20 protein-coding genes and 1 pseudogene are annotated in these 25,347 nt (G+C 61.0%); 10 read left to right on the top strand and 11 right to left on the bottom strand.

Annotated elements, in window-relative coordinates:
• Positions 1–98: 98 nt before the first annotated feature.
• Positions 99–968, top strand: a complete 870-nt coding sequence (locus tag CO657_RS14900) for a helix-turn-helix transcriptional regulator (RefSeq protein ID WP_054182802.1) — start codon at positions 99–101, stop codon at positions 966–968.
• A 13-nt stretch (positions 969–981) separates the two neighbouring features.
• On the opposite strand, the gene CO657_RS14895 is transcribed toward CO657_RS14900, so the two are convergent.
• Positions 982–1,599: a TetR/AcrR family transcriptional regulator gene (locus CO657_RS14895; RefSeq protein ID WP_054182801.1), complete on the bottom strand. Its 618-nt coding sequence runs from the start codon at positions 1,597–1,599 to the stop codon at positions 982–984.
• 96 nt (positions 1,600–1,695) lie between these two features.
• Between CO657_RS14895 and CO657_RS14890 the strand changes: the two genes are divergently transcribed.
• Entirely contained in the window at positions 1,696–2,544 is an 849-nt protein-coding gene (locus CO657_RS14890; RefSeq protein ID WP_245292957.1) for an SDR family NAD(P)-dependent oxidoreductase, read from the top strand.
• Between the two features lie 25 nt (positions 2,545–2,569).
• On the opposite strand, the gene CO657_RS14885 is transcribed toward CO657_RS14890, so the two are convergent.
• The 4 genes from CO657_RS14885 to CO657_RS14870 form a co-directional block, all read right to left on the bottom strand.
• Positions 2,570–3,832 (bottom strand): MgtC/SapB family protein, encoded by a 1,263-nt coding sequence (locus CO657_RS14885; protein WP_054182800.1) that lies wholly within the window; start codon positions 3,830–3,832, stop codon positions 2,570–2,572.
• A 388-nt stretch (positions 3,833–4,220) separates the two neighbouring features.
• On the bottom strand, positions 4,221–5,045 hold the full coding sequence (locus tag CO657_RS14880; RefSeq protein WP_054182799.1) for a transglutaminase family protein: 825 nt from the start codon (positions 5,043–5,045) through the stop codon (positions 4,221–4,223).
• A gap of 12 nt (positions 5,046–5,057) precedes the next feature.
• Positions 5,058–5,999 carry an alpha-E domain-containing protein gene (locus CO657_RS14875; protein WP_003592872.1) on the bottom strand — a complete coding sequence of 314 codons (942 nt, stop codon included), beginning with the start codon at positions 5,997–5,999 and terminating at the stop codon, positions 5,058–5,060.
• Complete coding sequence (locus tag CO657_RS14870; RefSeq protein WP_003592875.1) at positions 5,999–7,408, bottom strand: circularly permuted type 2 ATP-grasp protein; 1,410 nt, start codon at positions 7,406–7,408, stop codon at positions 5,999–6,001. Before CO657_RS14870 ends, CO657_RS14875 begins: the two co-directional genes overlap by 1 nt.
• Positions 7,409–8,153: 745 nt before the next feature.
• On the opposite strand from CO657_RS14870, the gene CO657_RS14865 reads away from it, so the two are divergent.
• Positions 8,154–9,053, top strand: a complete 900-nt coding sequence (locus CO657_RS14865; protein WP_054182798.1) for a DMT family transporter — start codon at positions 8,154–8,156, stop codon at positions 9,051–9,053.
• Positions 9,054–9,288: 235 nt separating this feature from the next.
• On the opposite strand, the gene CO657_RS14860 is transcribed toward CO657_RS14865, so the two are convergent.
• The 3 genes from CO657_RS14860 to CO657_RS14850 form a co-directional block, all read right to left on the bottom strand.
• Positions 9,289–10,497 carry an MFS transporter gene (locus CO657_RS14860; RefSeq protein ID WP_054182797.1) on the bottom strand — a complete coding sequence of 403 codons (1,209 nt, stop codon included), beginning with the start codon at positions 10,495–10,497 and terminating at the stop codon, positions 9,289–9,291.
• 58 nt (positions 10,498–10,555) lie between these two features.
• Complete coding sequence (locus CO657_RS14855; protein WP_003592879.1) at positions 10,556–11,545, bottom strand: AraC family transcriptional regulator; 990 nt, start codon at positions 11,543–11,545, stop codon at positions 10,556–10,558.
• Positions 11,546–11,745: 200 nt separating this feature from the next.
• The gene (locus CO657_RS14850; protein WP_054182796.1) at positions 11,746–13,518 is read right to left on the bottom strand and encodes a DEAD/DEAH box helicase; all 1,773 of its coding nucleotides are present in this window, start codon (positions 13,516–13,518) and stop codon (positions 11,746–11,748) included.
• Positions 13,519–13,973: 455 nt separating this feature from the next.
• Here CO657_RS14850 and CO657_RS14845 point away from each other — a divergent pair, with 455 nt between their 5' ends.
• The 6 genes and pseudogenes from CO657_RS14845 to CO657_RS14820 all read left to right on the top strand — a co-directional run bounded on the left by CO657_RS14845 (position 13,974) and on the right by CO657_RS14820 (position 19,049).
• On the top strand, positions 13,974–15,011 hold the full coding sequence (locus CO657_RS14845) for a hypothetical protein (RefSeq protein ID WP_054182795.1): 1,038 nt from the start codon (positions 13,974–13,976) through the stop codon (positions 15,009–15,011).
• A 153-nt stretch (positions 15,012–15,164) separates the two neighbouring features.
• Positions 15,165–15,248, top strand: a pseudogene (locus tag CO657_RS37290) (DUF2200 family protein); the annotation flags it as partial.
• A gap of 36 nt (positions 15,249–15,284) precedes the next feature.
• Entirely contained in the window at positions 15,285–15,965 is a 681-nt protein-coding gene (locus tag CO657_RS14835; RefSeq protein WP_197283883.1) for a hypothetical protein, read from the top strand.
• A 126-nt stretch (positions 15,966–16,091) separates the two neighbouring features.
• Positions 16,092–17,303 carry an FAD/NAD(P)-binding oxidoreductase gene (locus tag CO657_RS14830; RefSeq protein WP_054182793.1) on the top strand — a complete coding sequence of 404 codons (1,212 nt, stop codon included), beginning with the start codon at positions 16,092–16,094 and terminating at the stop codon, positions 17,301–17,303.
• Complete coding sequence (locus CO657_RS14825; protein ID WP_128715559.1) at positions 17,237–17,932, top strand: hypothetical protein; 696 nt, start codon at positions 17,237–17,239, stop codon at positions 17,930–17,932. The genes CO657_RS14830 and CO657_RS14825 overlap by 67 nt, the downstream gene beginning before the upstream one ends.
• A 133-nt stretch (positions 17,933–18,065) precedes the next feature.
• Positions 18,066–19,049, top strand: a complete 984-nt coding sequence (locus tag CO657_RS14820; protein WP_054182791.1) for a type IV secretory system conjugative DNA transfer family protein — start codon at positions 18,066–18,068, stop codon at positions 19,047–19,049.
• On the opposite strand, the gene CO657_RS14815 is transcribed toward CO657_RS14820, so the two are convergent.
• The 3 genes from CO657_RS14815 to CO657_RS14805 all read right to left on the bottom strand — a co-directional run bounded on the left by CO657_RS14815 (position 19,046) and on the right by CO657_RS14805 (position 21,656).
• Positions 19,046–20,161, bottom strand: a complete 1,116-nt coding sequence (locus CO657_RS14815; protein ID WP_054182790.1) for a DNA alkylation repair protein — start codon at positions 20,159–20,161, stop codon at positions 19,046–19,048. The genes CO657_RS14820 and CO657_RS14815 overlap by 4 nt on opposite strands.
• 13 nt (positions 20,162–20,174) lie before the next feature.
• Positions 20,175–21,095, bottom strand: coding sequence for a hypothetical protein (locus tag CO657_RS14810; protein WP_054182789.1), 921 nt, complete (start codon positions 21,093–21,095; stop codon positions 20,175–20,177).
• A 261-nt stretch (positions 21,096–21,356) separates the two neighbouring features.
• A complete protein-coding gene (locus tag CO657_RS14805) occupies positions 21,357–21,656 on the bottom strand; it encodes a hypothetical protein (protein ID WP_054182788.1) in 300 nt (99 codons plus the stop codon).
• Positions 21,657–21,965: 309 nt separating this feature from the next.
• Between CO657_RS14805 and CO657_RS14800 the strand changes: the two genes are divergently transcribed.
• On the top strand, positions 21,966–25,346 hold the full coding sequence (locus CO657_RS14800) for a response regulator (protein WP_054182787.1): 3,381 nt from the start codon (positions 21,966–21,968) through the stop codon (positions 25,344–25,346).
• Position 25,347 lies beyond the last annotated feature (1 nt).

The raw sequence follows: 25,347 nt of genomic DNA, 5'->3' as shown, positions 1-25,347 counted from the left end.
CCGCGGAGGCATTGTATATTCTTGGGTTTTTTGCCTCTCATCCTATTGATCGGCTGCGCCGTCCCATTCAAACTCGTGAGACGAGGCCCCGATGGATCATGGAACAGCAACACCGTCTGACAGTTAAAGAAGCGCTCTCACGATCCGGCGCATGCCTTCAGCGCTCCGGCTCGGTCGACCTGGGACTGTCGCTTGCGGAGTGGACCAACAGCGCAGGCCAAGCGTTCTACGAGCGCCCCGATCACCACACGCTGAGCATCTATCTTGACGGCGGCGAAAGGGTCATTCGCGAGGATAAGCGGCTATCGGGCGGAGCACCGGGCAAGCTTTGCCTCTTGCCGGCCGAACACAAAAGCCAATGGCATATCGGCGGGCCATTGAGGATGTTTCATCTTTACGTCGATCCCGAGCTCCTCGCATATGAAGCGCTGACGTCGTTCGACATCGACCCGAGACATATCGATCTGATGGATCTGACGTTCTGCGATGATCCGGCGATGGCGATGATCGTCCGGGGAGGAGTTTTGCCTCTGAACTGGCAGGAAAAGAGCGACCGTTTCGCCCTCGATGCGGTTTGCAGGCTTCTCATTCATCGTATCCTGAAATCGCACAATCGGCAGGCGCGGCAGGAGGCCGTGCGCGGCGGCCTCTCACCCTCGGTGCGTCGCCGTACTGCTGATTACATCGACGCCAATCTCGAAAAGGCGCTGACGCTTGATCGGCTGGCACGGGAAGCCGGCTTGAGCACCTTTCATTTCGCCAAGATGTTTCGCGTCAGTTTCGGCATGCCTCCGCATCGCTACGTGGCGGCGCGGCGGATCGAGCAGGCAGAAAGGCTCCTTCGCAACCGCGAAAACAGCCTTGCAGCCGTTGCCTCCGCCTGCGGGTTCGGTTCACAAAGCCATTTTTCCAAAGCTTTCAAAGCCACGACCGGCGTACCGCCAGGGGAGTGGCGAAGCCTGCCGTGAGACAGGGCTCCCGCTAGCGAGAGTTCTTGTCTGACATCCACGGAGAAATGAGAGCCCTCGAATGGCGGGGGATTGTCAGCAGGCGCTCCTTGGCAAGACCATCTCGGGCGCCCTGAGCGAGGCCTTGAAGGATGGCAGCGTAAAGGTCCGACAGTTCCTGAACGGGCGTATCATTTCGAAGTCTGCCGCCGCGCACATCTTCGGTCAGGCGCTCGGCAATCTGCTTTGACCGTCCCTGCCGCAGCTCTTTCAGGGTCTGCTCTATTTCCATCCCGTTCGGAGCATTGCTCGCCACGGAGTTCACGACAAAGCAGCCATGCGGCCTATCCGGGCGCGTGAACAGGTCCACCGCCGCCTCCAGCATGGCTTCGATGCCGCCGGCGGCGTCGGGCGCGCTCTTCAGTACTGCCGGCAGTTCGTCCGCATAGGTCGTGTTATAATACTGCACGGCCTCGGCGAACAGCGCTTCCTTCGATCCGAATGCCGCGTAGATGCTCGGCGAGTTGATCCCCATTGCCTCGACAAGATCGTTCATCGAGGTCGCCGCAAAGCCGTTCTGCCAGAACGCCATCAGCGCCCGGTCCAGTGCCTGCGCGCGGTCGAAATTCCTTGGTCGCCCTCGTTCAGCCATGGGTGCCTCATTCTGTGTCGATCAACATATAAATCTCTCGACAGGGTGAGTGCAATCACCTATTTCTGTGCTGATCGACACATAAATAGGTGAGCCATGGCCAGCTTAGAGTTTTCCGGCAAGACAGCCCTTATCACCGGCGCCGGCAGTGGCATCGGGCGCAGCATCGCGATTGCCTTCGCCAGTGCCGGAGCCAGGGTGGTGTTGGCCGGGCGGCGGCTGGAGGAACTGGAAGAGAGCGCGCGCCTCATCCGTGAGGGGAGTGGCGAAGCACTCGCCGTTCCAGCCGATGTGACCGATGAGCGGTCGGTCGGCGCCTTGGTCGACCAGGTGGGACCGTTGCATGTTGCCGTGAACGCCGCCGGTACCGTGCTCGGCGGCGCGGTCGACGAGATGGAGGCTGAAGCCTTCGCTCGTGTCTTTGATGTCAACGTGACCGGGCTTTGGCTGTCGATGAAGCACGAAGTCCGCGTCATGAAGGCGACGGGCGGCGGTGCGATCGTCAACATCGGCTCGAATATCGGCGCGCGGATCGTGCGCCCCAGCATGGGCGCCTATGCCGCCTCAAAGGCTGCCGTCAGCAGCTTAACGCGGACGGCGGCGCTGGAAGCCATTCCTCATGGCGTCCGCATCAACTGCCTTTGCCCGGGGCCGGTGGATACACCCCTTTCCATCCGTCCCGGTGAGGATCGAGCGGCGCGTGACGCGCGCGTGGCCGCCACCAATCCTTCCAAACGGGTGGCGAAGACCGACGAGGTTGCCGCTGCCGCGCTTTGGCTTGCATCCACAGCCGCCTCCTATATCGCCGGTCAGGATATCGTCATCGACGGCGGCGCCTCCGTGCGAACATCGACATTGGCGACGATACACCGCCGAAAACAATGTCGCCCCGCTGCCGATATCGTCGATGCTTTCGTCCATGATCTGAAAAAGCGCCGGGGCTGAGAGATATCGCGCCCGCGACGGCCGTTCACGCCAGAAACAAGCCGGCGGCGCCCGCAAGCGTCGCTATGCCGGTGGTGATCGCCAGTCGAACCGCATAACCGATGCTTCCCGCCGTTGCCGCAAGACCGGTTTTCGCCAGAAGATTGGCGAAGGCGGCGACCGCTATCGCATGCGCGGCCGCGTCCGCAGGCACGGTCTGCGACGACAGCTTGGCGATGGAGAGGGTTATCGCATCGAGATCGCCGAGCCCTGTGATGAACGCGACCGCGACGAGCGACTGGGTTCCAAAGACTGCCAAAGTCGCCCGCGTCACGATGGTCACGACGGCAAGCAGAAGCGCAAAGCGGATGACGACCATCACCTCCAGCGGATTTCGCGGTGAAAAATCGGAACCGCCATCGGAGCGCCGCGACAATCCGGCGAGGCCGCCGCCCACGGCAAGGATCGCGGCAGCCGGGCCGAGCGATGCGGCAAGCTCCTTCAGTATATCAGGGGCGATGACGCCGCAGATCAACAGCACCCGGCTCAGGGACACGGCTCCCGCCAGCATCGCTCCGGCCGAAAGCAGCGGCGAGAGGGCGGGCGTCTGCGTCGACTGGCGGGCGAAGGAAAGCGTCAGCGCCGTCGACGAGACGATACCGCCGCAGGCCCCGGTCAGCAATATTCCGGCCTTGGCGTCGCTGAGCCTGATCATGACGTAACCAGCGAATGAAACCGCACCGATCAGGATGGTCATCATCCAAAGCTCGAAAGGGTTGATCGTCTGCCAGGGATCGACCGCCTCGTCGGGGAGAATCGGAAGAATGACGACCGTCATCGTCAGCAGGATCAGCGCGGCCCGTAATTCGAGCCAGGTCAGTTTCCGGAGAAACCCATGCAGCGGCTCCCGCGCCGCCAGAAGCGCGGTGATCGCCACGGCACTCGCCGCAGTCGCCGTCATATCCGCGACGACGGCGCTGAAGCCGAGTGCAAAGACCGTTATCGCGGCGATGGTGCCGGTCGCGCTGTAATCTTTCTCCCGTGCTGCCTGCATGCCGCTGAAGACGAGCACCGTGATACAGAAGAACACGAAGATGGCCGTCGGCAGGATCGGTCCTGTGATCGGCTGCAGAAAACCGCAAAAACCGCCGAGGAAGCTCGACAGGCCATAGGTGCGGATGCCCGCCACTCTCTTGCCCGGCGCAGCTTCGCGTTCGCGCCATCCGCGCTCGATCCCGACGAGGATGCCGATCGCAAGCGCCAGGCTGAGACGTTGGAACGCGTCCGTCATCACCAATGAAGTCATCATCCGAAGATCCAGACATTGTCGGCCAGCCCGCCTTGGCGGGAACTTCTGCCCAATATGCCACGACGACGGTGCAGTCCGCTCTGCTTGTTTCTGAAATCCAACCATGGCCATGCGGCCCGGTCATTGCGACGGATCAAAGTTGGCTGTGTGCTTTCGATGAGAACCGGGATGCTTCTCGTTGAGCCATGTCCGTGCGCGATACAGGACAGGTGTTAGCGTGGCGGATATCGGGCCTCGATGGGCCGTCCGAATTCCGCATCGACTGGCGGGGTGACGCGCTGGTGAAACGGCGCGGCCATATCAGCCCTGGAAGACCGTCGAAATCCAGTGTGCGCATGCAAGGGAGCCCCCAGATTTGGATCTCCCTCTGTCGAGCGGCTGATGCCGCTCAGCTCTGGCTCTGGCTTTGCATCTGGCCGCCGTCCTCGACTTTCACGGTCACCGACAGCGTTTCACCCGGCGTGCCGATGCGCATGCCGGAAATCGGCGCGGCGTCGCGGTAGCAGAGGCCGGAGGCGACGCGGACATAACGTGCATCCGGGCAGATTTCGTTGGCGGGATCGAAACCGACCCAGCCGAGGCCTGGAATATGGGCTTCGGCCCAGGCATGGGTCGCCGCCTGTTCGACCTTTTCTTCCATCATCAGATAACCCGAGACATAACGCGCCGGCACCTGCAGGGCGCGGGCGGCGGCAATGAAGATGTGGGCATGGTCCTGGCAAACGCCGCTCTTCTTTTCCAGCGCCTGTTCGGCCGTCGTTGTGGTGTTGCTGGTGCCGGGCTTATAGTCGACCGTCTCATGGATTGCCGCCATCAGCGCATGCATGCGGGCAAGCTCGTTATCGCCAGTGACGCCCTTGATTAACTCCTTGACCAGCTTGCCGCCCTTGGTCAGCGGCGTTTCGCGCAGGAAGAGCCAAAGCGGGCAGAAGCCGGTATGCGGCCCGGTGACGCCGTTATTATCCGCCGTTTCGACCTCGCCTTCGGCGAAGATGCGCGTCAGGTGCTGTGCGCCTTCCAGCGAGACCAGGTTCACGTGATTGCCGTACTGGTCGTCATACTCCACCTCGGGCTTGGCGCCCTCGACGTTCAGCGACCAGCCGAGCACCTTCTGCGCGGCCGTTGTCGGAGGCGTCAGCCTGAGGCGCTGGAGCGAGAACTGCGCCGGTTCGTCGTAGCGATATTCGGTGAGGTGGCTGATTTTCAGTCTCATGTTCTGATCCGCTTAAACGTAGAACCGGTAGCCGTTGGAAATCTCGGCGCCGAGCTGGTTGTTGCGCGAGACGAAATCCTCCAGGAACTCATGCAGGCCCTGATCCATGATATCGCGGATCGCCCGCGTCTGCAGCGTGGTGCGGATCGCATCGGCGGTATCGTGGGCAGGCAGCCGCTCCTCGTAATCCTGGGCGAGATAGCCGAGATTGCTGACGATCTTCTCGTAACAATAGGCGAGCGAACGCGGCATCTGGACGTTCAGCGTCAGGAAGTCGGCGATGTTCATGGCGCGATATTCGCCGTCATAGGCCCAGCTATAGGCGCGGTGGGCGGAGACCGAGCGCAGGATCGATTCCCATTGCACATTGTCGAGCGAAGAGCCGACCGCCGAGACCGAGGGCAGCAGCACGTAATATTTTACGTCGAGAATACGGCTGGTATTGTCGGCCCGCTCGATGAAGGTGCCGATGCGGGCGAAATTATAGAGTTCGTTGCGCAGCGTCGAGCCATGGAAGGCACCGCGGATGAGACCGGCACGGCGCTTGATGGCGTCGATCACTTCAGGCATTTCGGCCGGCTTGACGCGCTTTTCGAGCAGCGACTTCAGGTCGATCCAGCATTCGTTGGTCGCTTCCCAAGTCTCTCGCGTCAGCGCGGTGCGCACCATGCGGGCATTGTTGCGGCCGGACTCGATGCAGGACATCACGCTCGACGGGTTGGCCCGATCGCGCAGCAGATAGTCGATTGCATCGGCATTGGTCAGCTTCGTGTGGCCCTCGTCATAGGCTTCGCGAACGCCGGCACTTTGCAGTACGCCATCCCAGTTGTCGTCGCCGGCGCTGCTGCGGGTCAGCGACATGCGCAGCCCGGCATCGACCAGGCGGGCAATATTTTCGGCGCGCTCGATGTAACGGAACATCCAGTAGAGGCCGTTTGCGGTTCTTCCGAGCATCAGTCCTCCAATACCCAGGTGTCTTTGGTGCCGCCGCCCTGGCTGGAATTGACCACCAGCGAGCCCTGCTTCAACGCCACGCGGGTGAGCCCGCCCGGAATGATCTGAACCTTGTCGGAGACGAGCACATAGGGACGCAGGTCGACATGGCGCGGCGCGATGCCCTTGTTGACGAGGATCGGCACGGTGGAGAGCGACAGTGTTGGCTGGGCGATATAATTGTTCGGCTTGGCCTTCAGCTTCTCGGCAAAATCGGCGCGCTCCTTTTTCGATGCCGTCGGTCCCACAAGCATGCCGTAGCCGCCGGAGCCGTGTACTTCCTTGACGACCAATTCCTCGAGGTGCTCCAGCACGTATTTGAGGCTTGATGCTTCCGAACAGCGCCAGGTCGGCACGTTTTCGAGCAGCGCCTTGCTGCCGGTGTAGAATTCGACGATCTCCGGCATATAGGAGTAGATTGCCTTGTCGTCGCAGATGCCGGTGCCCGGTGCGTTGGCAATGGTAATATTGCCGGAGCGGTAGACATCCATGATGCCGGGAATACCAAGGGCGGAATCGGCCCGGAAGGTCAGCGGATCGAGGAAATCGTCGTCGACGCGGCGGTAGAGCACGTCGATCGCCTCGTAACCGCGGGTCGTGCGCATCTTCACCTTGCCGTCGATGACACGCAGATCCGAGCCCTCGACCAGTTCGACGCCCATCATGTCGGCGAGGAAGGAATGCTCGTAATAGGCCGAATTGTAGATGCCGGGGGTCAGCACCGCGACGCGCGGCTTGCCGCTGCAGCCGGGAGGGGCGAGCGAAGCAAGGCTCTGGCGCAAAAGGTAGGGATAGTCTTCGACGCGCTGCACCTTGTTCTCATGGAAGAGTTCCGGGAACATCTGCATCATGGTTTCCCGGTTTTCCAGCATGTAGCTGACACCGGAAGGTGTGCGGGCATTATCCTCCAGCACGTAGAACTGATCCTCGCCGGTGCGCACGATGTCGGTGCCGACGATATGGGTGTAGACGCCGCCGGGCGGGCGGAAGCCGATCATCTCGGGGATGAAGGTGACGTTGTTCTCGATCAGCTCGCGCGGGACGCGGCCGGCGCGGATGATCTCCTGCTTGTGGTAGATATCGTCGAGAAAGGCGTTGAGTGCGATCACCCGCTGCTCGATGCCCTGGGCGAGCTTGCGCCATTCGCGGGCGGAGATGATGCGGGGAATGATGTCGAAGGGGATGAGCTTTTCGGAACTATCGGCATGGCCGTAAACCGCGAAGGTGATGCCGGTCTTCCGGAAGATGTTTTCCGCATCGCGGGATTTGGCAATCAGATGCGACCGGTCTTGGCTGTTGTACCACTCAAAATATTTTTCATAAGGCGGGCGAGGACTTTCGTCCCCGGTAATCATTTCATCAAATGCCAAAGGTGCGTGCTCCCCTTTTTTGTTCATTTGAATACAACGCAAATTGCAATGCAAGAACCATGCGCAGTTCGAGGAAAAGATTTTGCGTTGCGGGAAACAGGGGGAATTGGGCGGCGGAAGCGAGGTGGCGATTGTCGTTCGCCAGAGACTGCTGAAAATATGAGCAGCTGATTGTTTTTCGTTCGGCGGGTATGTTGCGTACAGCCTTCCCGCTTGCTCCCTCATCAAGTTAGTTTGGCCGAGGTGCCGGCATTGTTTGGTTCCGTTGGTGGATGGCATTCCAGAACCGGCTGTGAATAGCTCTTTGTGCCCACCCTGCCTCCGTCATGCTCGGCCTTGAGCCGAGCATCCACACTGCATCCGCAGGCGTCGTGGGATGGATCCTCGGCTCAAGGCCGAGGATGACGGAGGGTGGGGTTGGCTTTCCAGCCAAACTCCCTCGGAAGCACGCAGCGTTTCAGATGCTTCATCAAGTAGGAGAGTCATTCACCGCGCGGACGCGCGGTGGCTGGATTCCTGTGACGAGCACAGGAATGACGGTGGATGGGAGGAGCGTCTGCGATTCTTTGCTGCGGCGGTATGGTGTGAAGCTGTCGATAGGCTCATCCATCAAATTAGAGTATCGTCGGCCAGCCCTGTCGTTTTCACCATCAGCGAAATTTCAAATAAGCATCAACGCTTCGCCTTTGACTGTGACCGCCCGGTGCGGTTATCAGCGCGGCGAACCTTATTTCCGAGCAGCTTCATGTCCCTCGACCGCTTCGCCCCCGCTGTTTTCGTTCTGCTCTGGTCCACGGGCTGGGTGGTGGCGAAATATGCTTCGCTGCATTCCGAGCCCTTCACCTTTCTTTCGATACGCTACGGGCTGTCGGCCTTGGCATTCCTCGCCTTTTGCCTGGTGACCAAAGCGCAATGGCCGAAAAGCCGGGCGACGGCGCTGCGCGCCGTCTATTCCGGTTTTTTCCTGCATGGGTTTTATCTCGCCGGCCTGTGGTGGGCGATCGCCAACGGCGTGCCGGCCGGCATATCGGGGATCATCGCGGCGCTGCAGCCGCTGTTGACGGCGATGGCGGCTCCCTTTCTGGTCGGCGAGCGGTTGCAGCAGACGCAGAAGCTCGGCCTTGCCTTCGGCTTCATCGGCATTGCCATCGCCATTTCGCCGAAGCTCCTCGATTCGGCGACAGCTGATCTTACGCATGCCGCCCTGCCGCTGGCGATCAACCTCATCGCCATGGGATCGGTCACCTACGGCACGCTCTATCAGAAAAAACACCTGCAATCCGGCGACCTCAGGTCCATCGCGACGCTGCAATATGTCGGAGCGCTGATGCTGACCCTGCCGCTTTCGCTGATCTTGGAGCACCAGCATTTCGACGGCACCGCGCAGGCCTATGCCGCGCTCGTCTGGTCGGTCTTCGGCCTGTCGATGGGCGGCGTCGGGCTGCTGCTTTATCTGATCCGCCGGGGGCAGGTCTCCCGCGCGGCCTCGCTGATCTATCTGATGCCGCCGGCCGTCGCGCTCGAGGCCTTCATCGCCTTTGGGGAGCCGCTAACCCTGCCGTTGATTTTGGGCACGGCGATCGTGGTAACGGGTGTCTACATGACAAACCGCAGAGTCGTTCAGCAGGTGCCCGCGAGCGTATAGGCCGCCGGCCGCGCCAAGGCCGGCCGCCCGGACGAGGAGCGTCCCTTCGTAGACGCAATCGGCGACGGCTACCGGTGCCGCTAAGAAAGTTTTCTTTCCCGACGACATTCCACTCTTGCCGCTAGTCACCGAACCTCGGACGGAACGCATTGGAGGTCGCCGGCGATTGCCGGTGACCTGTTATCCAGAGCATCTTCAGTTCGACTGTGCGTGATCCGCAGGCAGAAAGCAACGATCAGCTGCGGGGCTGCAGCAACGCCAAGGCAATCGTCGACGCAGCCAGGAGCACCGTCACAGTCAATGGTCCCACGGCGCCGTAGTGGTCGACGATATAGCCGCCAAAAACCGCGCCGATACTGATGGCCACCTGAAAAGAGACGACCATCAGGCTACCCGCCGCCTCCAGAGCGTCGGGGGCTGCGCGGGAAAGATTGGTCGGCAGCACGACCGGCGCCATTCCGAAGGCAAAGCCCCAAAGTGCGACGAGGGCGAACGCAATGCCGGTATGGGCGCCCCAAAGCACCAGAGCGAGTGCTGCAGCCGTCATCAGCGCGGCGGTGACAGCGAGTGCTAGCCGGATACTGGCATCGGCCATTCGGCCACCGGCAACATTGCCGATCACCGAGGCGATGCCAAATCCGAGCAGTGCCAGGGCGATTGATCGGGTATCAAGCAGTGTTACCTGTTCGAGGAAAGGACGCACATAAACCGACCCGGCAAAATGCCCGGTCATCAACAAAAGGATGGCAAGCATTCCCAGTTGAATACCGCCCCGTCGTGTCAGCCGGAAAACATCAGCGATACTGTTGCTTGTGCTTGCAGGGAGCGTCGGCAAGCTGAGCAGTTGCAGCAGCATGGCAAGCGCGGCAAGCCCGGCTGTCATCGCCATGGCGCTGCGCCATCCCAGCCAATCGCTGATCAAAGCACCCATTGATGGTGCAGCTATCGTGGCGAGCGAAACGCCGAGCGTGACGATAGCCATGCCACGACCTGTCGCATTGGCGCCGACCAGCCTCGCCACGACGGCTACTGAAAGCGCCCAAAAGCCACTAAGCGCGATGCCCAACCCGGCCCGACCCAGCAACAACAGCCAAAAATCAGTCGCCACTGATGCCAGAATATTGGAGCCGATCGCCAGTGCACTGAGGCTGACCAGCACGGTTTTGCGGTTCAGTCGGCCGATGAGGACGTTGCTCAACAAGGCCGCCACGGCGCCGACAGAAGCGGTGGCGGTGACGACTTGTCCGGCCGTTCCCTCGGAAATGCCGAGATCGCGCGCCATCGGCGTCAACAGGCCCGCCGGCAGGAACTCAGCGGACACCAGCGCAAAGCTGGTGGCTGCCATCGAAACAACGGCAAACCAGGTCGCCGTGTTCCACGCGGATGGTTCATCCGTCTCCAGGCCAATTGCGACCCCGTCGAACTGTGATGTTGAGTCCGTCATTGAAATATCTCCTATGTTCGGAGATTTGATAGACGAAGTTTTCAGGATGATATGTGTCTTAAAATCCGAAATCTATATCCATTCGTCCGGAACTTGTGCGGCGCACAATCCCCGGTGAAACGTTGGTGACGCGTTTGAAGGCGCGCGCGAAAGACGCCTCGGACTCATAGCCCAGCCGGGAAGCAACTTCCGCGATCGACATGCCGCTTTGACCCAACAAATCGCGGGCAAGCTGCATACGCAGACGGACGAGGTAATGTGCCGCGCCTTCACCCAAGATAGCGCTGAAGCGCTCGGCGAAGATCGAGCGCGACTGGCCAGCCACACCAGCGAGGCTTTCGAGGGTCCAGTTATGGCCGGGGTCCCGGTGCATGGCCGCCAATACACGACCGATATGAGGATCCCGGATGGCGGCGAGCCAGCCGGTGGTCGAAGCTCCGCTGCAATTGACCCAGCAGCGGATAAGCCGCGCCGCGAGCAAGTCCGCCATTCGCGATAGCACGGTCGCGCTTCCCATTTGGGGCTGTGTCGCTTCCGCCGACATGGCGGCCAGAAGGGGGCCAACGATCGGGTCATTGCCGGCCACATCGCAGCCCTTGATGATTGGCGGCATCAGAGCGATCAAGGGGTGAAGCGCATGCGCGCCCAAAGCCATGGAGCCGCAGAAGAGGGTGCTATTCGCCCCCATTCCCTCCCGCACGACATCGCAGACATTGCTTCCCACTCTTGTTATCTGACAGCCTTTAAGTGAATCTCCTTCAACATCCGGCGCGCTGGCCAACCGATGTGCGATGCCTTGAGGCAGCAGAACCAGATCGCCATCATTCAACTCCTGCCATCCTTCGACTTCGGTATGGATCCAGCACGGACCTTGGCTGACGAAGTGGAAACGAAGCAGCTGTTGTTGCGGAAAGGCGATGCTCCATGGATGCCTGAGCTCGCAGCGGCCATAGTTGACCCCGCTCAAGCGAAAGTCTTGCAGGACTTCGCTCAGGGCATCCATTGGGATAGTTGACGGCGACAACGGCCGGGACGGATGGTCAAGCATTTAGCCAATTTAGGTCTCAAGCGTCCGGCATTCAAGCGGATGTGCCTGCCTCGATGTGCGAGCGAAGGACCGGCTGGGGCCCAGGACCGCCGTTGTGATTGCCACCACAAAGAGAAAAGGCCGGAGCACCTGTCAGATGCTCCGGCCTCCCAACGTATAAGACCGGAGATATTCGGCCTTTCCTTTAAATCAATCGATGCTCAGGCGCGTTCGCGGCGCTGGCCGCCGCCATTGCGGGAGCCGGAGCCGCCGCGGCGGTTGCCGCCATTGCCCTCGCGGCGCGGTTCGCCGCCCTGGGCCTGCTGCGGGCCGCGGTCTTCGCCGTGCTTGCGGGCCGGGCGGCCGTGGGCGTGGCGGTTATTGCCGCGGTGATGACCGCTCGGCTCGCCATTGGCATGATGGCTATTGGGGCCGCCATGGGCAGGACGCTGCGGCTTTGCCGAGGGACGGAAATCCGAGGTCGAGACCAGATCGTTGTCGGGGCCGAGATTGGGGGTGGCTTCGCCGCGGCGCTGGCCGCGGAAATCCTCGTTGCGGCTCGTGCGTTCGGGACGCGGACGGCGCTCCCGGCGCTCCTCGCCACCGGCACGCACTTCGCTGCCGCTGGCGCGATTTTCGCTGCCTTCGCCTTCACGGCGCGGCCGGCGTTCCTGGCGGCTGCCGCGATGCTCCGAGCGGTTCTGGTCGCCACGGCCTTCGCCGCGACCCTGGCCTTCGCGACCCTGGCCGCCACCGCGATTGCGGTTGTTGCCATTGCCGTTGCCGCGGCGCGGGCCGGCGCTGCTGATATTGGCCGGTGCTTCGCCGCTTGCGACTGCGATGTCGATGCCCATCAGGCGCTCGATATCACGCAGCAGCTTGGCTTCGTCGGGGGCGCAGAAGGCGATCGCGATGCCGTCGCGGCCGGCGCGCGCCGTGCGACCGATGCGATGGACATAGGCGTCGGGCACTTCGGGCAGGTCGTAATTATAGACATGGCTGACGGCCGGGATGTCGATGCCGCGGGCGGCAACGTCCGTGGCGATCAGCGTCTTGATGCTGCCATCGCGGAACGCCTTCAGCGCCCGCTCGCGCTGGCCCTGGCTCTTGTTGCCATGGATCGAGGCGACGGAATAGCCGATGTTTTCGAGATGCTTCATCAGCTTCTCCGCACCATGCTTGGTGCGCAGGAAGACGATGGCGCGGCCATCGGGGTTTTCGGTCAGCGACTTGCGCAGCAGTTCCGTCTTGTCGTTCTTGCCGGCGACGAAATGGACATATTGCTCGACCTTGTCGGCAGCCTTGCCGGGAGGTGTGACTTCGACCTTGACCGGATCGACGAGGTAGTCGCCGGCGAGATCGGCGATTGCCTTCGGCATGGTGGCCGAGAAAAGCATGGTCTGGCGCTTCTTCGGCACCATCTTGGCAATCTTGCGCAGATCGTGGACGAAGCCGAGGTCGAGCATCTGGTCGGCTTCATCAAGCACGAGATAGCGGACCGTGGTCAGCGAGATGGCGCGGCGATTGATGAGGTCAAGCAGGCGGCCGGGCGTTGCGACCAGGACATCGGTGCCCTTTTCGAGCTGAAGCTGCTGCTTGTTGATCGAAACACCGCCGACGACGACGTTGATGCGCAGATGCGACTTGCGGATGAATTTCTTCAGGCTCTCGGCGATCTGGTTCACCAGTTCGCGGGTCGGCGCCAGGATCAGCGTCCGCGTCGTGCGGTTGTCGGGGCGGCGCTCGTCGGCAAGCAATTTTTCGATGAGCGGCAGGCCGAAGGCGGCGGTCTTGCCGGTGCCGGTCTGGGCAAGGCCGATCAGGTCGCGGCCTTCGAGGAGGAGAGGGATGGCCTGTTCCTGGATCGGCGTCGGCGTTTCGATGCCGAGCTGGAACAAGGTGGCGACGATCGGCTTGGAGACACCAAGCGATTCAAAATTAGTCAAGGCAAAACCTTTCGGGGCGCCACAACGACTATCGCCGGAACGCACCATGCGATCCGGTTTCATTCTGGCGTCAAGAACCCCGCGTGAAGTGGGAACTTGTGAGTTGGAAAAAGCTTTCCAGCGCTTCAGGCCGCGGATGGGAGTGCGGCCTCTATCGAAATGCGCTTTTGTCCCTTCTTCCTGCGTCCGTATTTTTTAGCAGGGGCACGCTCACGCGGCGGCCGGAAGGGTGAAAGCTGGGCTGCATTTGGGCTAGTTCGCGCGGAAAGTCAAGTGCAGTGCACAAGAAAGCCTAGCTAGGCGAGGTTCAGCGAATGGCCAGAGTTGACCAATTGCGTCCGTTAAACGTTATGGTAGTGAACGTTCAGGTTTGAGAAAATTTCTGTTCATCCCGACCGACGCCGCCCTTCGATTCAACGACAAACTTCAAAATATCGCGTTGCTACCAGCTTTATATGGAGCGCGACTTGGTACATTGTACCGATGCCAGCTCGGAGCCGACCATGCGATCCGCCATCTACTATCCCCGATCCCAGGTTCACAGCCGCCCAATCATGCAGTCGTCGTTGCTGCTTTGGGACAAGCTGCACACAATCGTTCCGATGAAGCATTACCGACCTGACTATTTGGATCGCCAAGACATGGCGGAGGCCTGGGAGTTGATCGGCGCCTCGATCGTGCCGAACGACGCGCAGCGGAAGCGGATGCACATCGATATGGAGACGACGTTGAAGGCCGGGACACTTCCGCCTGACCTCTATTATGTCGGTCAAGTCGACCAGCCGAGCGACCCATATGAAATTTGGCCGCAGAAGCTCTCGGAGCAGACCTGGGACCTGATGCGCAGCCACCGTCTCACCGATCTGCCGCTTCCGAACGGGGATTATCCCTTCACGCAGGAAGGAGGCTTGCTTGTTATGGCTAAGCTCGCGGACGCGTGCGCCGGTTCCCAATTCGCGCGCGTGACCGATCGACTAATGGCCTATGGCATGATCGGAAGCGGGGATAAGCGATCCGCGACGGAAGCCGAAGTTGTTCCGATCACCCTTGATCTGATCGACGCGACGAGCATCCCTATTGAGAGGCTGATCGCGCTGCGAAAGCGCGAGGCGTCCGAACGCCGCGGGAGTGACTTTACTAAGATGCGGCATGCTTATGCCGACGCAGTCCAAGCGCACACAATTGCGCTGGGTAAGGCCCTTGATCAATTCGAACGCGACGAGCTCAATCGGCAATTCAAAGAGAAGATGGAGTTCGACCTCAAGGATCTGCGAGAAGCGCTTGGCGCTAACAAATTGGATCTTTTGATGAAGCCGGTCGTCGTCGCGACGGTGGTAACGGGCGCCTCACTCGCCTCTGGGCTCGGCTTGCCCGTGGCCCTGACCGCTGGCGCAGCCGCAGCCGCCGGTTCCGAATGGAAGGACATTGCCAAGGCGGTCGCGGATTTCTTCAGCAGCGGATTCAATTTCAATCGCAAGCAGCGCGAGACAATGACGAAGCACCCGATGGCATATATGTATTCGCTATCGCAAACCCACTGATTCGTCCGTTCGCGAAGACAAATACGCAGTTGACCATCGGGATTATAGACGATCGAAGTTGAGCAGTATGTCGACGCCATGCGCCGGCGGCACCGGCTCAGCGGCATAGATCGCGCGTTCAGCCGAGATCGTCCGCTCGATCTCGGCGACCCGCTGATGAGGGAAATCCGCTACCTCGATAAGTTGATCGACGAGCTTGCTAATGGCAAGGCGATGGAGAAGATCTTGCGGAAATGACGCGATCACGTCGGACGCTTCGAAAAAAGAGACAGCATGGGCACGACGCCCGCTTTGCCGGGGTCCCAGGAAACCTTCATGAATGACCCTAAGATCGAACTTCCGCGGATATTTCAAGCCAACCTCTCCCGATTCTACCTGAATGTCGTCGCGCCGGTGCTGGCCGACCTACCAGAGCCGGTACTAGAAGAAATCGCGGTGACGAATTCGATGAATGAGAACCTCGATCTCATGGCGGCGCAAGTCCAAGCGCATACGCGCAACGAGGCCGCCAAGGCGTTCGTGCTGGTGGTATCGGGCTTGTTCGAGCGGCAGGTGCGTCATTGGGCGCTGCATCTGTTCGCGCCTCAAAACCCGCGCGAGATCCAGCACGGCGATTTCGAAAAGCTGCTGGATAAGTGCCTCGACGCCAAGCAGGTCGATGGTGCTCGAGATGACATGCGAAAGGACCTGGTGGAGGCAATTTTCGTAGCAAATGTCGTCCGCCACGGCGACGGGCGCACAAGCGATGAATTGCGGAAGGTCGCGCCGCAACTATGGATCTACGACCCGAGCGAATATGTAGACATCAACGCTGGACCATCACCTGACAGCGAACAGATTCGCATTCGGGCTGGCGATGTAAAACGGTATGTTCGAGCAGGCCTTCGCTTTTGGGGTCGCGTCGATACGCAACCGATGGCGGTCACCGAACCGCCTTTCGGGGTGATAGACTGACATGCGCGAAACCGCAGTCGCATTTTGATGGGTTGGACCTGCGATCAGGAATCCGTCCTCACAATCTTCAGTGCATCTGCCGCACGGAGCCGGGCTAGCGGCGAGTTGGAAAAAGGGAGCGACCGCATGGCGATTTCAGATCGCAAACGTCTGAAGATCATTGCGGAGGATATGCTTGGCGAGGCGCGGGCGGTCGGGCGCGCAAGAGTATATTCGGCGACCGGATTTTCGCAGCAGAACATTTCGATCGTTCATCAGCAGGTCCGCTGCACGAATCTCGCTTGGGCCCTCGGCCACCGGCGGAAGGTCCGCAAGGGGGATGTCGTCGCGATCGTCGGCGGTTCGTTTTCAGGCATTATGCTGGCTTGCTCGCTCGCGATCGCCCACGACGTCATCGTCTATATCCTCGAAAAGGAGAGCCGCCTGCTTCATCGGTTCCTGGACAAGAGCCAGCGCTTTCTCTCGCAGAACCTCAATTCGCGCGACCTGCGCAAGGGGTTCGACCCTTCTTATGCGGCGCATATCGATAAACCCGCCATCTTCGAATGGGAAGCCGGCGTTGCTAGCGATGTCGCAGGCGCATGGTTGCGGGAGTTTGACCGCTATGCGTCCAAATTGCCGATTTTCACCATCCGTGACTGTGAAGTCGAACCAAGCGCAATCTCGGAGATCGAAGACAAGGTCATCGTCCAACTTCAAGCACCGACCGACGCTAAGCTGAGGCCCCTTGTCGTAGACCTGCTTATCGATGCGACCGGCTTCGGTCCGGAAGCTAACCCCCTCAAGCTGGCTGACTACAGCTACTGGGAAGGTGGGCATCGCCTCATCTACGATCACCTGCCGCCCGAAAGCCGCGTTCTGGTCTCCGGTTGCGGGGACAGCGGCGTGATCGAACTGATGCACTATGCCATCGCAGACTTTGAGCATGAGATGGTGACATATTTCTGGCCACCCAAGGCGGGCCTAGAGGCAATATTGGATGTGGGCCTGGAGCGGATCAACAACGTCCTCCACAGCGACGAGATTGTTGATTTCGAAGGGCGGTTGATATCAGAGCTTTGCTGGTGGCTCGGCCACTGGTCGTATCTGCAGTATTGGCAAAAAATTATGGAAGCGAGTCGCCGCCGAGTGACTCGTCCAAATCGATTTTTGACGCAATTGAAGCGGAACTCGCCGAGCGCATCGCAATTGCTTTCCCGGGAAGGAAGTCTTCTACGATACCCGAAGACGAGCGTGAAGCGTTCGTTCTGGCCTTGTCTCTGGAAGAGCAATTGGCGGTACGTGCCGCTGTCAGCCCGGCAATTGACGACGCGCTCAGCCTGGAGATTGCTGCGCTGATGAAACCAGTAAAGGTGGCGCGGCTGCTCAATTTACGCACGCTGCGTAAGCGCCTTCGCCCGGGTACCGAAATTGTGCTGAACGGCCTCACGCCGACGCCCTTCACGCGCAACCTATCCCCCTACAATGTTTGGCTCACCCATGTGATGATGGGGCTGCCGAATGTGCATTATCGAAGGGGGCGGATTGTCGATACCGAGCGCATGTCGGGTGGTCAGACGCGCGTGATATTTGGCGACGGCACCTCGGACGTCTTCGACCGCGTTGTGACCCGTTACGGACCCGGACGGCGAGAGCCGAGTAAGCAGTTGTCGATGGGGAACCTGCGCGATCCCTATCCAGGGGACTTTCTGCTGGATTATCCAACATACTCTGTGCCCACGGACAGACCGCAGATCTGGCAGAACATTCGAGTGGGGACTCATCGCGTCAAGGCGCGGGTGCCTGTCGTCCAGCGACGACGCGGAACCGATCCCAGCAATCCCATTTTCAAGCCACTCTATATTGCCGAAATGTTGCGCGCCGATCCCAATCCATGGAACGAGGATCCGCGCTACAAAGACCCCCAGACTTGGCTGAGTCAGACTATAAGAACGGGGCACTATCCTGCATATCGGGATCGCTTATAGATTCAGAAATATGCAAGTTATCGCTAGTCTATGGTCGCCTGTCGCATCTCCCGATAGAACATCGACTTATCCCAAATGCACGCCAATGCCGCCATTTCAGCGTCAGCGCATCGCGATGCCTTGAAACCATTGAATGGCTGCCCTGACTTCTCCGCTTTATCTGAAGGGAGGTAGTCGTGTCGGGTACAAAATTCTTTGGGACCAGATCCTTATCGTCTTCCTGATCGTGCTGCTGACCACTTGGGCAGCGACGCACTGGACCGCTTACAGGCTCGGCTTCCAACCCCAGCTTGGCCCGGCCTGGTTCGAGCTCGGCGGCTGGCCGAACTCGCCGAAGGTTTTCGTGGAGGGCGCCTATATCGCGGCGTCCGGCGGCTTCATCACGATCGCCGTCGCGATCGGTATGTCCGTCTGGCGCGCCCGAGAGGCGAAGAATGTGGAGACCTATGGCTCGGCGCGCTGGGCGCGGCCGGACGAGATAGGGCCGAACAACTCGGTCCTCGACAACTGCCATGTCCGGGTGAGCTTCGCCACCAACGACGAGCGGACCGCTAAGCGCGTATCCGACGCGCTCGGCACCGCCACCGAAATGAAGGCGATGAAGAACTATGCTGGCCATCGCCTCTCGCCCTGGCTCGGCCATCTGATGGTATCGCGGTCGGAGACGGCGCGACCGCTCCTCACCCCCGGCGAGATCATGCAGCTCCCGCCAGCCGACGAGATCGTCATGGTCGCCGGTACGCCGCCGATACGGGCGAAGAAGACGCGATACTTCGAGGATCGCCGCTTTCAGGAACGCATCCTGCCGCCGCCCGCGCTCAGCACATCCGACCAAGGATCGGCGGACGACTGGAGCAAGCTCTCCTTGCCGGCGTCGCAGCAGCTTCCGGCAGCAGCAACACCGACCAGCTCCGATGACGAAGACACGACCGAATCCGAGCGCCGCCGCCAGCCAGAATTGAACCGAATCCAGTCGATCGAGAAGACGGCGCCGATCGAGAACGAATTCGAGCTCGATCCTGTCGACGACGGGGACGACGACGTCGCCCGCAACAGCCAACTGCGGGACACCATGCGCCAAGCCGCGCTCGATCCGCGCGATGGCATCGAGCTCTAGGCCGGCTTGGGCGACGGCATTTTCAGGATGAAGCTTTCCGACGCGCTTTCTGCGCCGTTGACGAGGATGGCGATGCGGTGCTGCCCGGGATAATAGCGCCGTGTCGTGATCGGCCGCATGGCGTGGCGGCGCTCGATCGCCTGGCTCTGCCCGGGCGCAAGCAGGATCGTCTTGCACTTGAAAACCTTTGGCGATAACGAGCCGTCAGCCTTCATATGATGGATGGCGTAGTCGATCATCACCGATTGCGCGGCCTTGCCGGCATTTGTCACCCGGATTGCGAAATCCAGCCCATCGCCGAACATTACCTCGCCGGTGATGAGGCGCAGTTCGCACTGGAGCGATGCGGCCGCGCCAAAACCGAAATTGGCGAGCGCCTGCGCGTGGCCTTTTTTCAGAAGCGTCCGCGAGGCATGTTTCAGCAGCCGGCGCCGTTCTTCAGAAGCGTTTTCGATCTGGCCGGCGATGAAGGTGGCGACCAGATCCGGATGATCCTTGGCGATGTCGTTCAGACTGTTGGCGACGGAGCGGCGCACATAATCCTCCGGATCGTCGATCAATGCAGTGAGGATTGGCAGGATCGGCGCCGGATCCTTCACCAACTGCGGCAGGCGCATCGCCCAGGGCAGGCGCGGCCGCGTTCCCTCGCTCGCCAGCCGGCGCACATGCCGGTCGGGGTCACCGACCCAGCCGGAAATGATGGTGAGCGCCCGCTGCTGCTCGCGGTGAATGAAGGGGCGGATGCCGTATTCGGCGGTGAAATGCGGCGTCAGCGCCTTCAGCAGATCGAGACCGAGCTCGAAATGAGCGGGGCCGCGGACGGCGATGAACTGGTTGACCGGCAGCAGCATCCAGCCGGTCAACCCCGGTCTGCCTGATGCAGGCAGGCTCGCCGTCAGGATGGCTGTGGCTTGCGGGAAATCTTCGGGAAGCGTGGCAAACAGCGCGTCGCGGATTAGGGCCGAGCGTTCCATCAGCTCCAGTGCGTCAAGACCGCGCGTTGCCAACGCTATGAAACGATCCCTGTCGAAGGCGGGCGCATGGGCGGCGATGCGATCGGCCATGTCGCCGACCAGCGCCTGATGCAGCAGGTTCTTGAGCGGTTCCGGCATGCTGATCCCCCACCTACCTGGCAGCCGCGAACGTTAAGTTCGGATAGAGCCGTTTAATGACGGCGCACCGCATGGCGATCGCGAGATCGTCGTGAAAGATTTCCAGCGCTTTGCCCGCTTCTTTTGGTGCGAGCCAACCATCGGAAAGGCGCCAGCGGCGGAAGAACAGCCAGTCAAGGTCGTGCCGCCGCAGCAACTCCAAACCCCTTCTTGCCTGGGAGTGGGTGTCGGGTGGATGTATGTTGGCGTTCGGTCCATATTTAGCGCGCGCCTCCGCTACAGCTGCCGCGCGTCGCTGCATGGCAGCCGTGACATCCGTGTCAGTGATGGTGACCAGTTTGTCCATTTCGGTGCGGATATCAGCCGGTATCCTGACAAGAGCTTGCTCCAACGCATCAGAGAAACGGGGATCGGAGATGAAACTCATTTCCCATTCCTCTGGCCAGTCCCGCCAGAACACGGTTTCAGCAATCTCCGTCCAACGGCCTTCGGCCAGCAGCCCCAATACCCGAATGACAGACAAGACCTCGGGTGTTGCGAACGCGGGACCAAGACCGTTTGCAGCCGCGATATTCGGCGGAGGCGGAGGTGGTGCGCTTATCCGGTAAATGAGAAAGCCGCCCGTCGATAGAGGCATACTGCCATCAGGCCGGCGATAAGATAGCAGCCTCTGTTGTGCCGCCAGTCGAAGCACAGAGACGCAAAGGTCGTCCCAGCGTGGCAGTTCGAGAGGTAGTTGAGCATTCTTACGTGGGAGTGCGCCCCAGCGGGTTTCATCCGCTTGACCAAGTGCCACCAGAGCTTCGCAACCGATCTGATAGGCCGTAAGGAACATATGGTCCCAGCCCTCTTCCCCGTCGCCGCGCGGGATGTTTCGGGACAGGAAATCGACTACGTCTGCCGCCCAATCGGCAGCCGGGATATTTACGGCCATTCCGTCTCGCCCCTCCATACGTTGAATGTCCGGCCGAATGCTTGCAAATGCGTTCGATGGCGACGAACGCAATGCGCGAACTCTAGCTGTCTTCTGCGATAATCGACAGAGGGATGGGCGGATTGCTCACCTGGATTTAGCGCGAAATTGTTACCACGCCATCGTGCGACAACAGCATTTGCGCCGTTAGGGGAAGATGCCGAAGTTCGCCGTTGGGGTGGGCCGGCGCCGCCGGGAGGTCAAGCGGCGCCGGGTGCGGTTCTATTCCGGGCAGACCTGGACACGGTAGGGCTGGCCCCAACGGTCGTAGCGCCATTCGAGGTGGCAATAGGACGGCCGGTAATAGGTTCTGTAGACGGGGTAGGGGCGGTAATAGGGATAGGCGGGATAGGCGGGGCGGGCGGCCTCGGACAGCAGGGCACCGCCGACGACGCCGGCGGCAAGGCCGCCCCAGAAGGCATCGCGTGGACGGGCATCGGCGGTGGTGGCGGTGGCGAGTGAGGCGCCGGCAAGGGTCAGCGCGATCAGGCCCGTCGCCATGGTCTTATGAAGAACGGACATGCTATTTTCCTTGATCTAGACTGGCTTCCATAAAGCCGTGTTCAGACTCCGCCCGGATCGCGGCGGCGCGATGGCCGTGCAAGCGTCTCGCGCATTAAATTTTCGTCATGATTTCAACGAAAATCGGCGCGGCAAGGGAATGAGCGGGTGGTGAAGATAGGAAGTCCGGGTGCCGATGTGCGGCGGCTTAGCTTGATGAGCCGACTTGTAAAAATACGCTGCTGAAATTTATGGTTAAAACCTTGTTAAAAGCCTTGGCGTTATAATCTTTGTAGTTGATATTTCATTCATTGCGGGAGCGATAATTTCTTGAAATCAGCCGGGGACATACTGGAATTGGCTTGCCGCCGGATCGCCGATCTGGACACCCCGGCCTATGTCAAGAACAGCGAACTGCGCTATGTCGCCGTCAACGAGGCCTATGCCGATTTCCTCGGCCGCGAGATTTCCGATTTCATCGGCAGGCGCAGCCGCGAGCTTTTCGACCGTCCCGAGGAAGAGGAGCGCGAGGATAGGGAACGCCGCGCGCTGGTGTTCGGCACCGAGGAAAGCGCCATCTGTTTCGATGCTGCCGGCCTCGGCCACGAGCGCATCCAGATCGAAAGTTTTTCACCGTCGCCGGAGCGGGCCTATGTGCTCGGCATTTTCGAAGTACGCGATAGCCGCGCCGTTGGCAGGAAGACCGGCGGCAGCCCTCGGACTGTAAACGATTCCGATCTTGCCCAGGTGCGCGAGGCACTGGAAAAGCTCGACCATCCGATCGGCATCTTTGCTGAGGACGGGCGCCCGCTGGTCGTCAACGCCGCCTACCGCACCGGAGCAAAGCCGGTTGCTCGCAGCGATACGCGCTGGCACGAGAGCGTCAACGAAGGCGATCTGTTGCGCACCATCATGGAGGACCTGCCGGTCGCGGTTTTCGTGCGCGACGACAAACATCGCCTCGTCTATGCCAACCAATATTACGAGACCTTCGGTGGCTACGACCGCTCTCAGGTGCTGGGGATGACCGAGCACGAAATGTTCGGGCCGGAGGAGGGAGAGGCGATCTACCAAGAAAACCGCTTGGCGCTGGAAGACGGACTGTCGAAGGAAATCGAAAGCCAGATGCCGGGTAGGGATGGCCGCATTCATCCGCTGATCTCGCGGGTCAACCGCGTCGTGACGGCGGATGGGCGCACCTATGTCGTCGGCTCCTTTTCCGATATCGCGCCGCTCAAGGAGCGGGAGAAGGCGCTGATCGAGGCGAAGAGGCAGGAAGAAGCGCTGCATCGGGATATCGAGAACATCCTGCGCTCGCTGCCGATCGGCGTGCTGATCCTCGATAACGACCACCGGATTCTCTCCGCCAACGACGAATTCTACAGCATCTGGGAGCTGCCGCTCGACGATCCTTTCGACGGCCGTCATTTCGTCGACGTCATCCGCCGCAACAACGAGCTCGGCCGCTACGACGGCACGCAGACGCCGGAAGAGATCTACGCCTTCCGCAAGCACCTGTTCGAGACCGACGAGCCGGAGCCGATCGAGCTCGGTTGGGCGGGCGGAAAATCCGTCATCTTCGACAGCCGCCGCATCTCCAACGACCGCATTCTGCTCACCTATGCCGACATTTCGGCGGTGCGCGAGCGGGAAAAGGAAATCCATGAGACCCGCGCCGCGCTGGAGCGGGTCGGCGAAATGATGCGCGATGCGACGCATGCGATGTCGCAAGGTCTTGCCATCGTCCAGGACGGCATCATCAAGATGTCCAACGAGGCGATGGCCGCTATCCTGCAGATTCCGCCCGCCTATATCGAGGCCGGGCAGGGCTGGCTCGGCATGTTCGAATTCTGTGCGGCGCGCGGCGATTTCCACGGTGCGGCCGACGAGATCCTGGAGGGCTGGCGCGCCAATATCGCCGCCAGGCAGCCGATTTCCACCGTCTTCCATGTCGGCGGCGAGCGCTGGGTGAACATGGATGCGATGGTCAGCGAGGGACAGCATTGGGTGGCGCTGTTCACCGACGTCACCGAGCTGAAGAGCCGTGAGGAGGAACTGCGCCATCTCTTGTCGCGCGCCGAAGCCGCCGACCGTGCCAAATCCGAATTCCTCGCCAATATGAGCCACGAAATCCGCACGCCGATGAACGGCGTGCTTGGGATGGCGGAGCTGCTTGCCAAGACCAATCTCGATACGCGCCAGAAGACCTTCGTCGACATCATCGTCAAATCGGGCAATGCGCTGCTAACGATTATCAACGACATCCTCGATTTCTCGAAGATCGATGCCGGGCAGATGAAACTGCGCAGAGCCGCCTTCGACATCACCGAAGCGGTGGAGGATGTGGCGACACTGCTGTCCTCGCATGCGGCCGAGAAGAATATCGAACTGCTGGTGCGCGCCGCACCCGATCTGCCGGCCGCCGTGATCGGCGATGCCGGGCGCTTCCGCCAGATCGTCACCAATCTCGTCGGCAATGCAGTCAAGTTTACCGAGCGCGGCCATGTCTTCGTCGATGTCGGCTTCGAAGCGGCCGCGGGCGGCGAGATCATGGCGAGCATCCGCATCGAGGATACCGGTATCGGCATCCCGGCCGAAAAGCTCGAATCGGTCTTCGACAAGTTCTCGCAGGTCGATGCTTCCTCGACCCGGCGGCATGAGGGAACGGGTCTCGGCCTTGCGATCACCGCCGGCCTTGTCGATCTCTTCGGCGGCTATCTCAATGTCGAGAGCGAATGGGGCAAGGGCTCGGTCTTCACCGTCAACCTGCCGTTCGCGGTGGCGGCCGCCCGGCTCGAGCCGAAGCCGCTGCCAATCAATGTCCAGGGTGCGCGCATCCTTGTCGTCGACGACAATGACGTGAACCGGCGCATCCTGACCGAGCAGCTGTCGCTCTGGGGCTTCGACGGCGTGGCCGCCGAGGGCGGCGGCACCGGTCTGGCGATCCTCGAGGCGGCGGCCGATCTCGGCATCACCGTCGATGCCGTCGTGCTCGACTATCACATGCCGGACATGAACGGCGCCGATGTCGCGCGCCGGCTGCGCGCCGATCGCCGCTTCGTCGAGCTGCCGATCATCTTCCTCACGTCGATGGATATTTCGGGCACCGAAAAGGAATTCGCGGCGCTGAACGGCCACGCGCATCTGATGAAGCCGGCGCGCGCCAACGTGCTGCGCAATACGGTCGTCGAAGTGGTGCGCGCCAGCCGCGTCAAGCAGGTTTCAGAGGCCGAGATCGCCCGGCTGCAGGCGGAAGCGGTAGCACCTGTGCCGGCGCCTGCACCCCTACCGCAGCAGCGGGCGGCCGAATTCGTCGACGTGCTCGTCGCCGAGGACAACGAGGTCAACCAGATCGTCTTCACGCAGATCCTGCAGGGAACCGGCCTTTCCTTCCTCGTCGTCGACAATGGCGAAGAGGCGGTCGCCGCCTGGGAGCGGCATGCGCCGCGCATCATCATGATGGACGTGTCGATGCCCGTCATGAACGGCCATCAGGCGACCCAAACGATCCGCGAACGGGAAAAGGGGCAGGGCCACCGCGTGCCGATCATCGGCGTCACCGCCCATGCGCTCGAAAGCGATCGCGAGCTCTGCCTCGATGCCGGCATGGACGACTATATGTCGAAGCCGATCAGCCCGGAACTGCTGGAGGAGAAGATCCGGCAGTGGCTCCGCAAGGACGATCGGCAACCTGGGCGCACCAGCTACTGAT

Source organism: Rhizobium acidisoli (assembly GCF_002531755.2).
In the GTDB taxonomy this organism is placed as follows: Bacteria; Pseudomonadota; Alphaproteobacteria; order Rhizobiales; family Rhizobiaceae; genus Rhizobium; species Rhizobium acidisoli.
This window is presented reverse-complemented; position numbering and strand designations above follow the sequence as displayed.

What these genes read in the sequence shown, in the direction of transcription:
- CO657_RS14835 (WP_197283883.1), top strand. Translation starts at nt 15,285, where the DNA reads ATGGGCACGACGCCCGCTTTGCCGGGGTCCCAGGAAACCTTCATGAAT.
- CO657_RS14900 (WP_054182802.1), top strand. Translation starts at nt 99, where the DNA reads ATGGAACAGCAACACCGTCTGACAGTTAAAGAAGCGCTCTCACGATCC.
- CO657_RS14875 (WP_003592872.1), bottom strand. Translation starts at nt 5,999, where the DNA reads ATGCTCGGAAGAACCGCAAACGGCCTCTACTGGATGTTCCGTTACATC.
- CO657_RS14810 (WP_054182789.1), bottom strand. Translation starts at nt 21,095, where the DNA reads ATGGCCGTAAATATCCCGGCTGCCGATTGGGCGGCAGACGTAGTCGAT.
- CO657_RS14865 (WP_054182798.1), top strand. Translation starts at nt 8,154, where the DNA reads ATGTCCCTCGACCGCTTCGCCCCCGCTGTTTTCGTTCTGCTCTGGTCC.
- CO657_RS14845 (WP_054182795.1), top strand. Translation starts at nt 13,974, where the DNA reads ATGCGATCCGCCATCTACTATCCCCGATCCCAGGTTCACAGCCGCCCA.
- CO657_RS14850 (WP_054182796.1), bottom strand. Translation starts at nt 13,518, where the DNA reads ATGGTGCGTTCCGGCGATAGTCGTTGTGGCGCCCCGAAAGGTTTTGCC.
- CO657_RS14855 (WP_003592879.1), bottom strand. Translation starts at nt 11,545, where the DNA reads ATGCTTGACCATCCGTCCCGGCCGTTGTCGCCGTCAACTATCCCAATG.
- CO657_RS14815 (WP_054182790.1), bottom strand. Translation starts at nt 20,161, where the DNA reads ATGCCGGAACCGCTCAAGAACCTGCTGCATCAGGCGCTGGTCGGCGAC.
- CO657_RS14885 (WP_054182800.1), bottom strand. Translation starts at nt 3,832, where the DNA reads ATGATGACTTCATTGGTGATGACGGACGCGTTCCAACGTCTCAGCCTG.
- CO657_RS14830 (WP_054182793.1), top strand. Translation starts at nt 16,092, where the DNA reads ATGGCGATTTCAGATCGCAAACGTCTGAAGATCATTGCGGAGGATATG.
- CO657_RS14880 (WP_054182799.1), bottom strand. Translation starts at nt 5,045, where the DNA reads ATGAGACTGAAAATCAGCCACCTCACCGAATATCGCTACGACGAACCG.
- CO657_RS14890 (WP_245292957.1), top strand. Translation starts at nt 1,696, where the DNA reads ATGGCCAGCTTAGAGTTTTCCGGCAAGACAGCCCTTATCACCGGCGCC.
- CO657_RS14805 (WP_054182788.1), bottom strand. Translation starts at nt 21,656, where the DNA reads ATGTCCGTTCTTCATAAGACCATGGCGACGGGCCTGATCGCGCTGACC.
- CO657_RS14820 (WP_054182791.1), top strand. Translation starts at nt 18,066, where the DNA reads ATGGCTGCCCTGACTTCTCCGCTTTATCTGAAGGGAGGTAGTCGTGTC.
- CO657_RS14895 (WP_054182801.1), bottom strand. Translation starts at nt 1,599, where the DNA reads ATGGCTGAACGAGGGCGACCAAGGAATTTCGACCGCGCGCAGGCACTG.
- CO657_RS14860 (WP_054182797.1), bottom strand. Translation starts at nt 10,497, where the DNA reads ATGACGGACTCAACATCACAGTTCGACGGGGTCGCAATTGGCCTGGAG.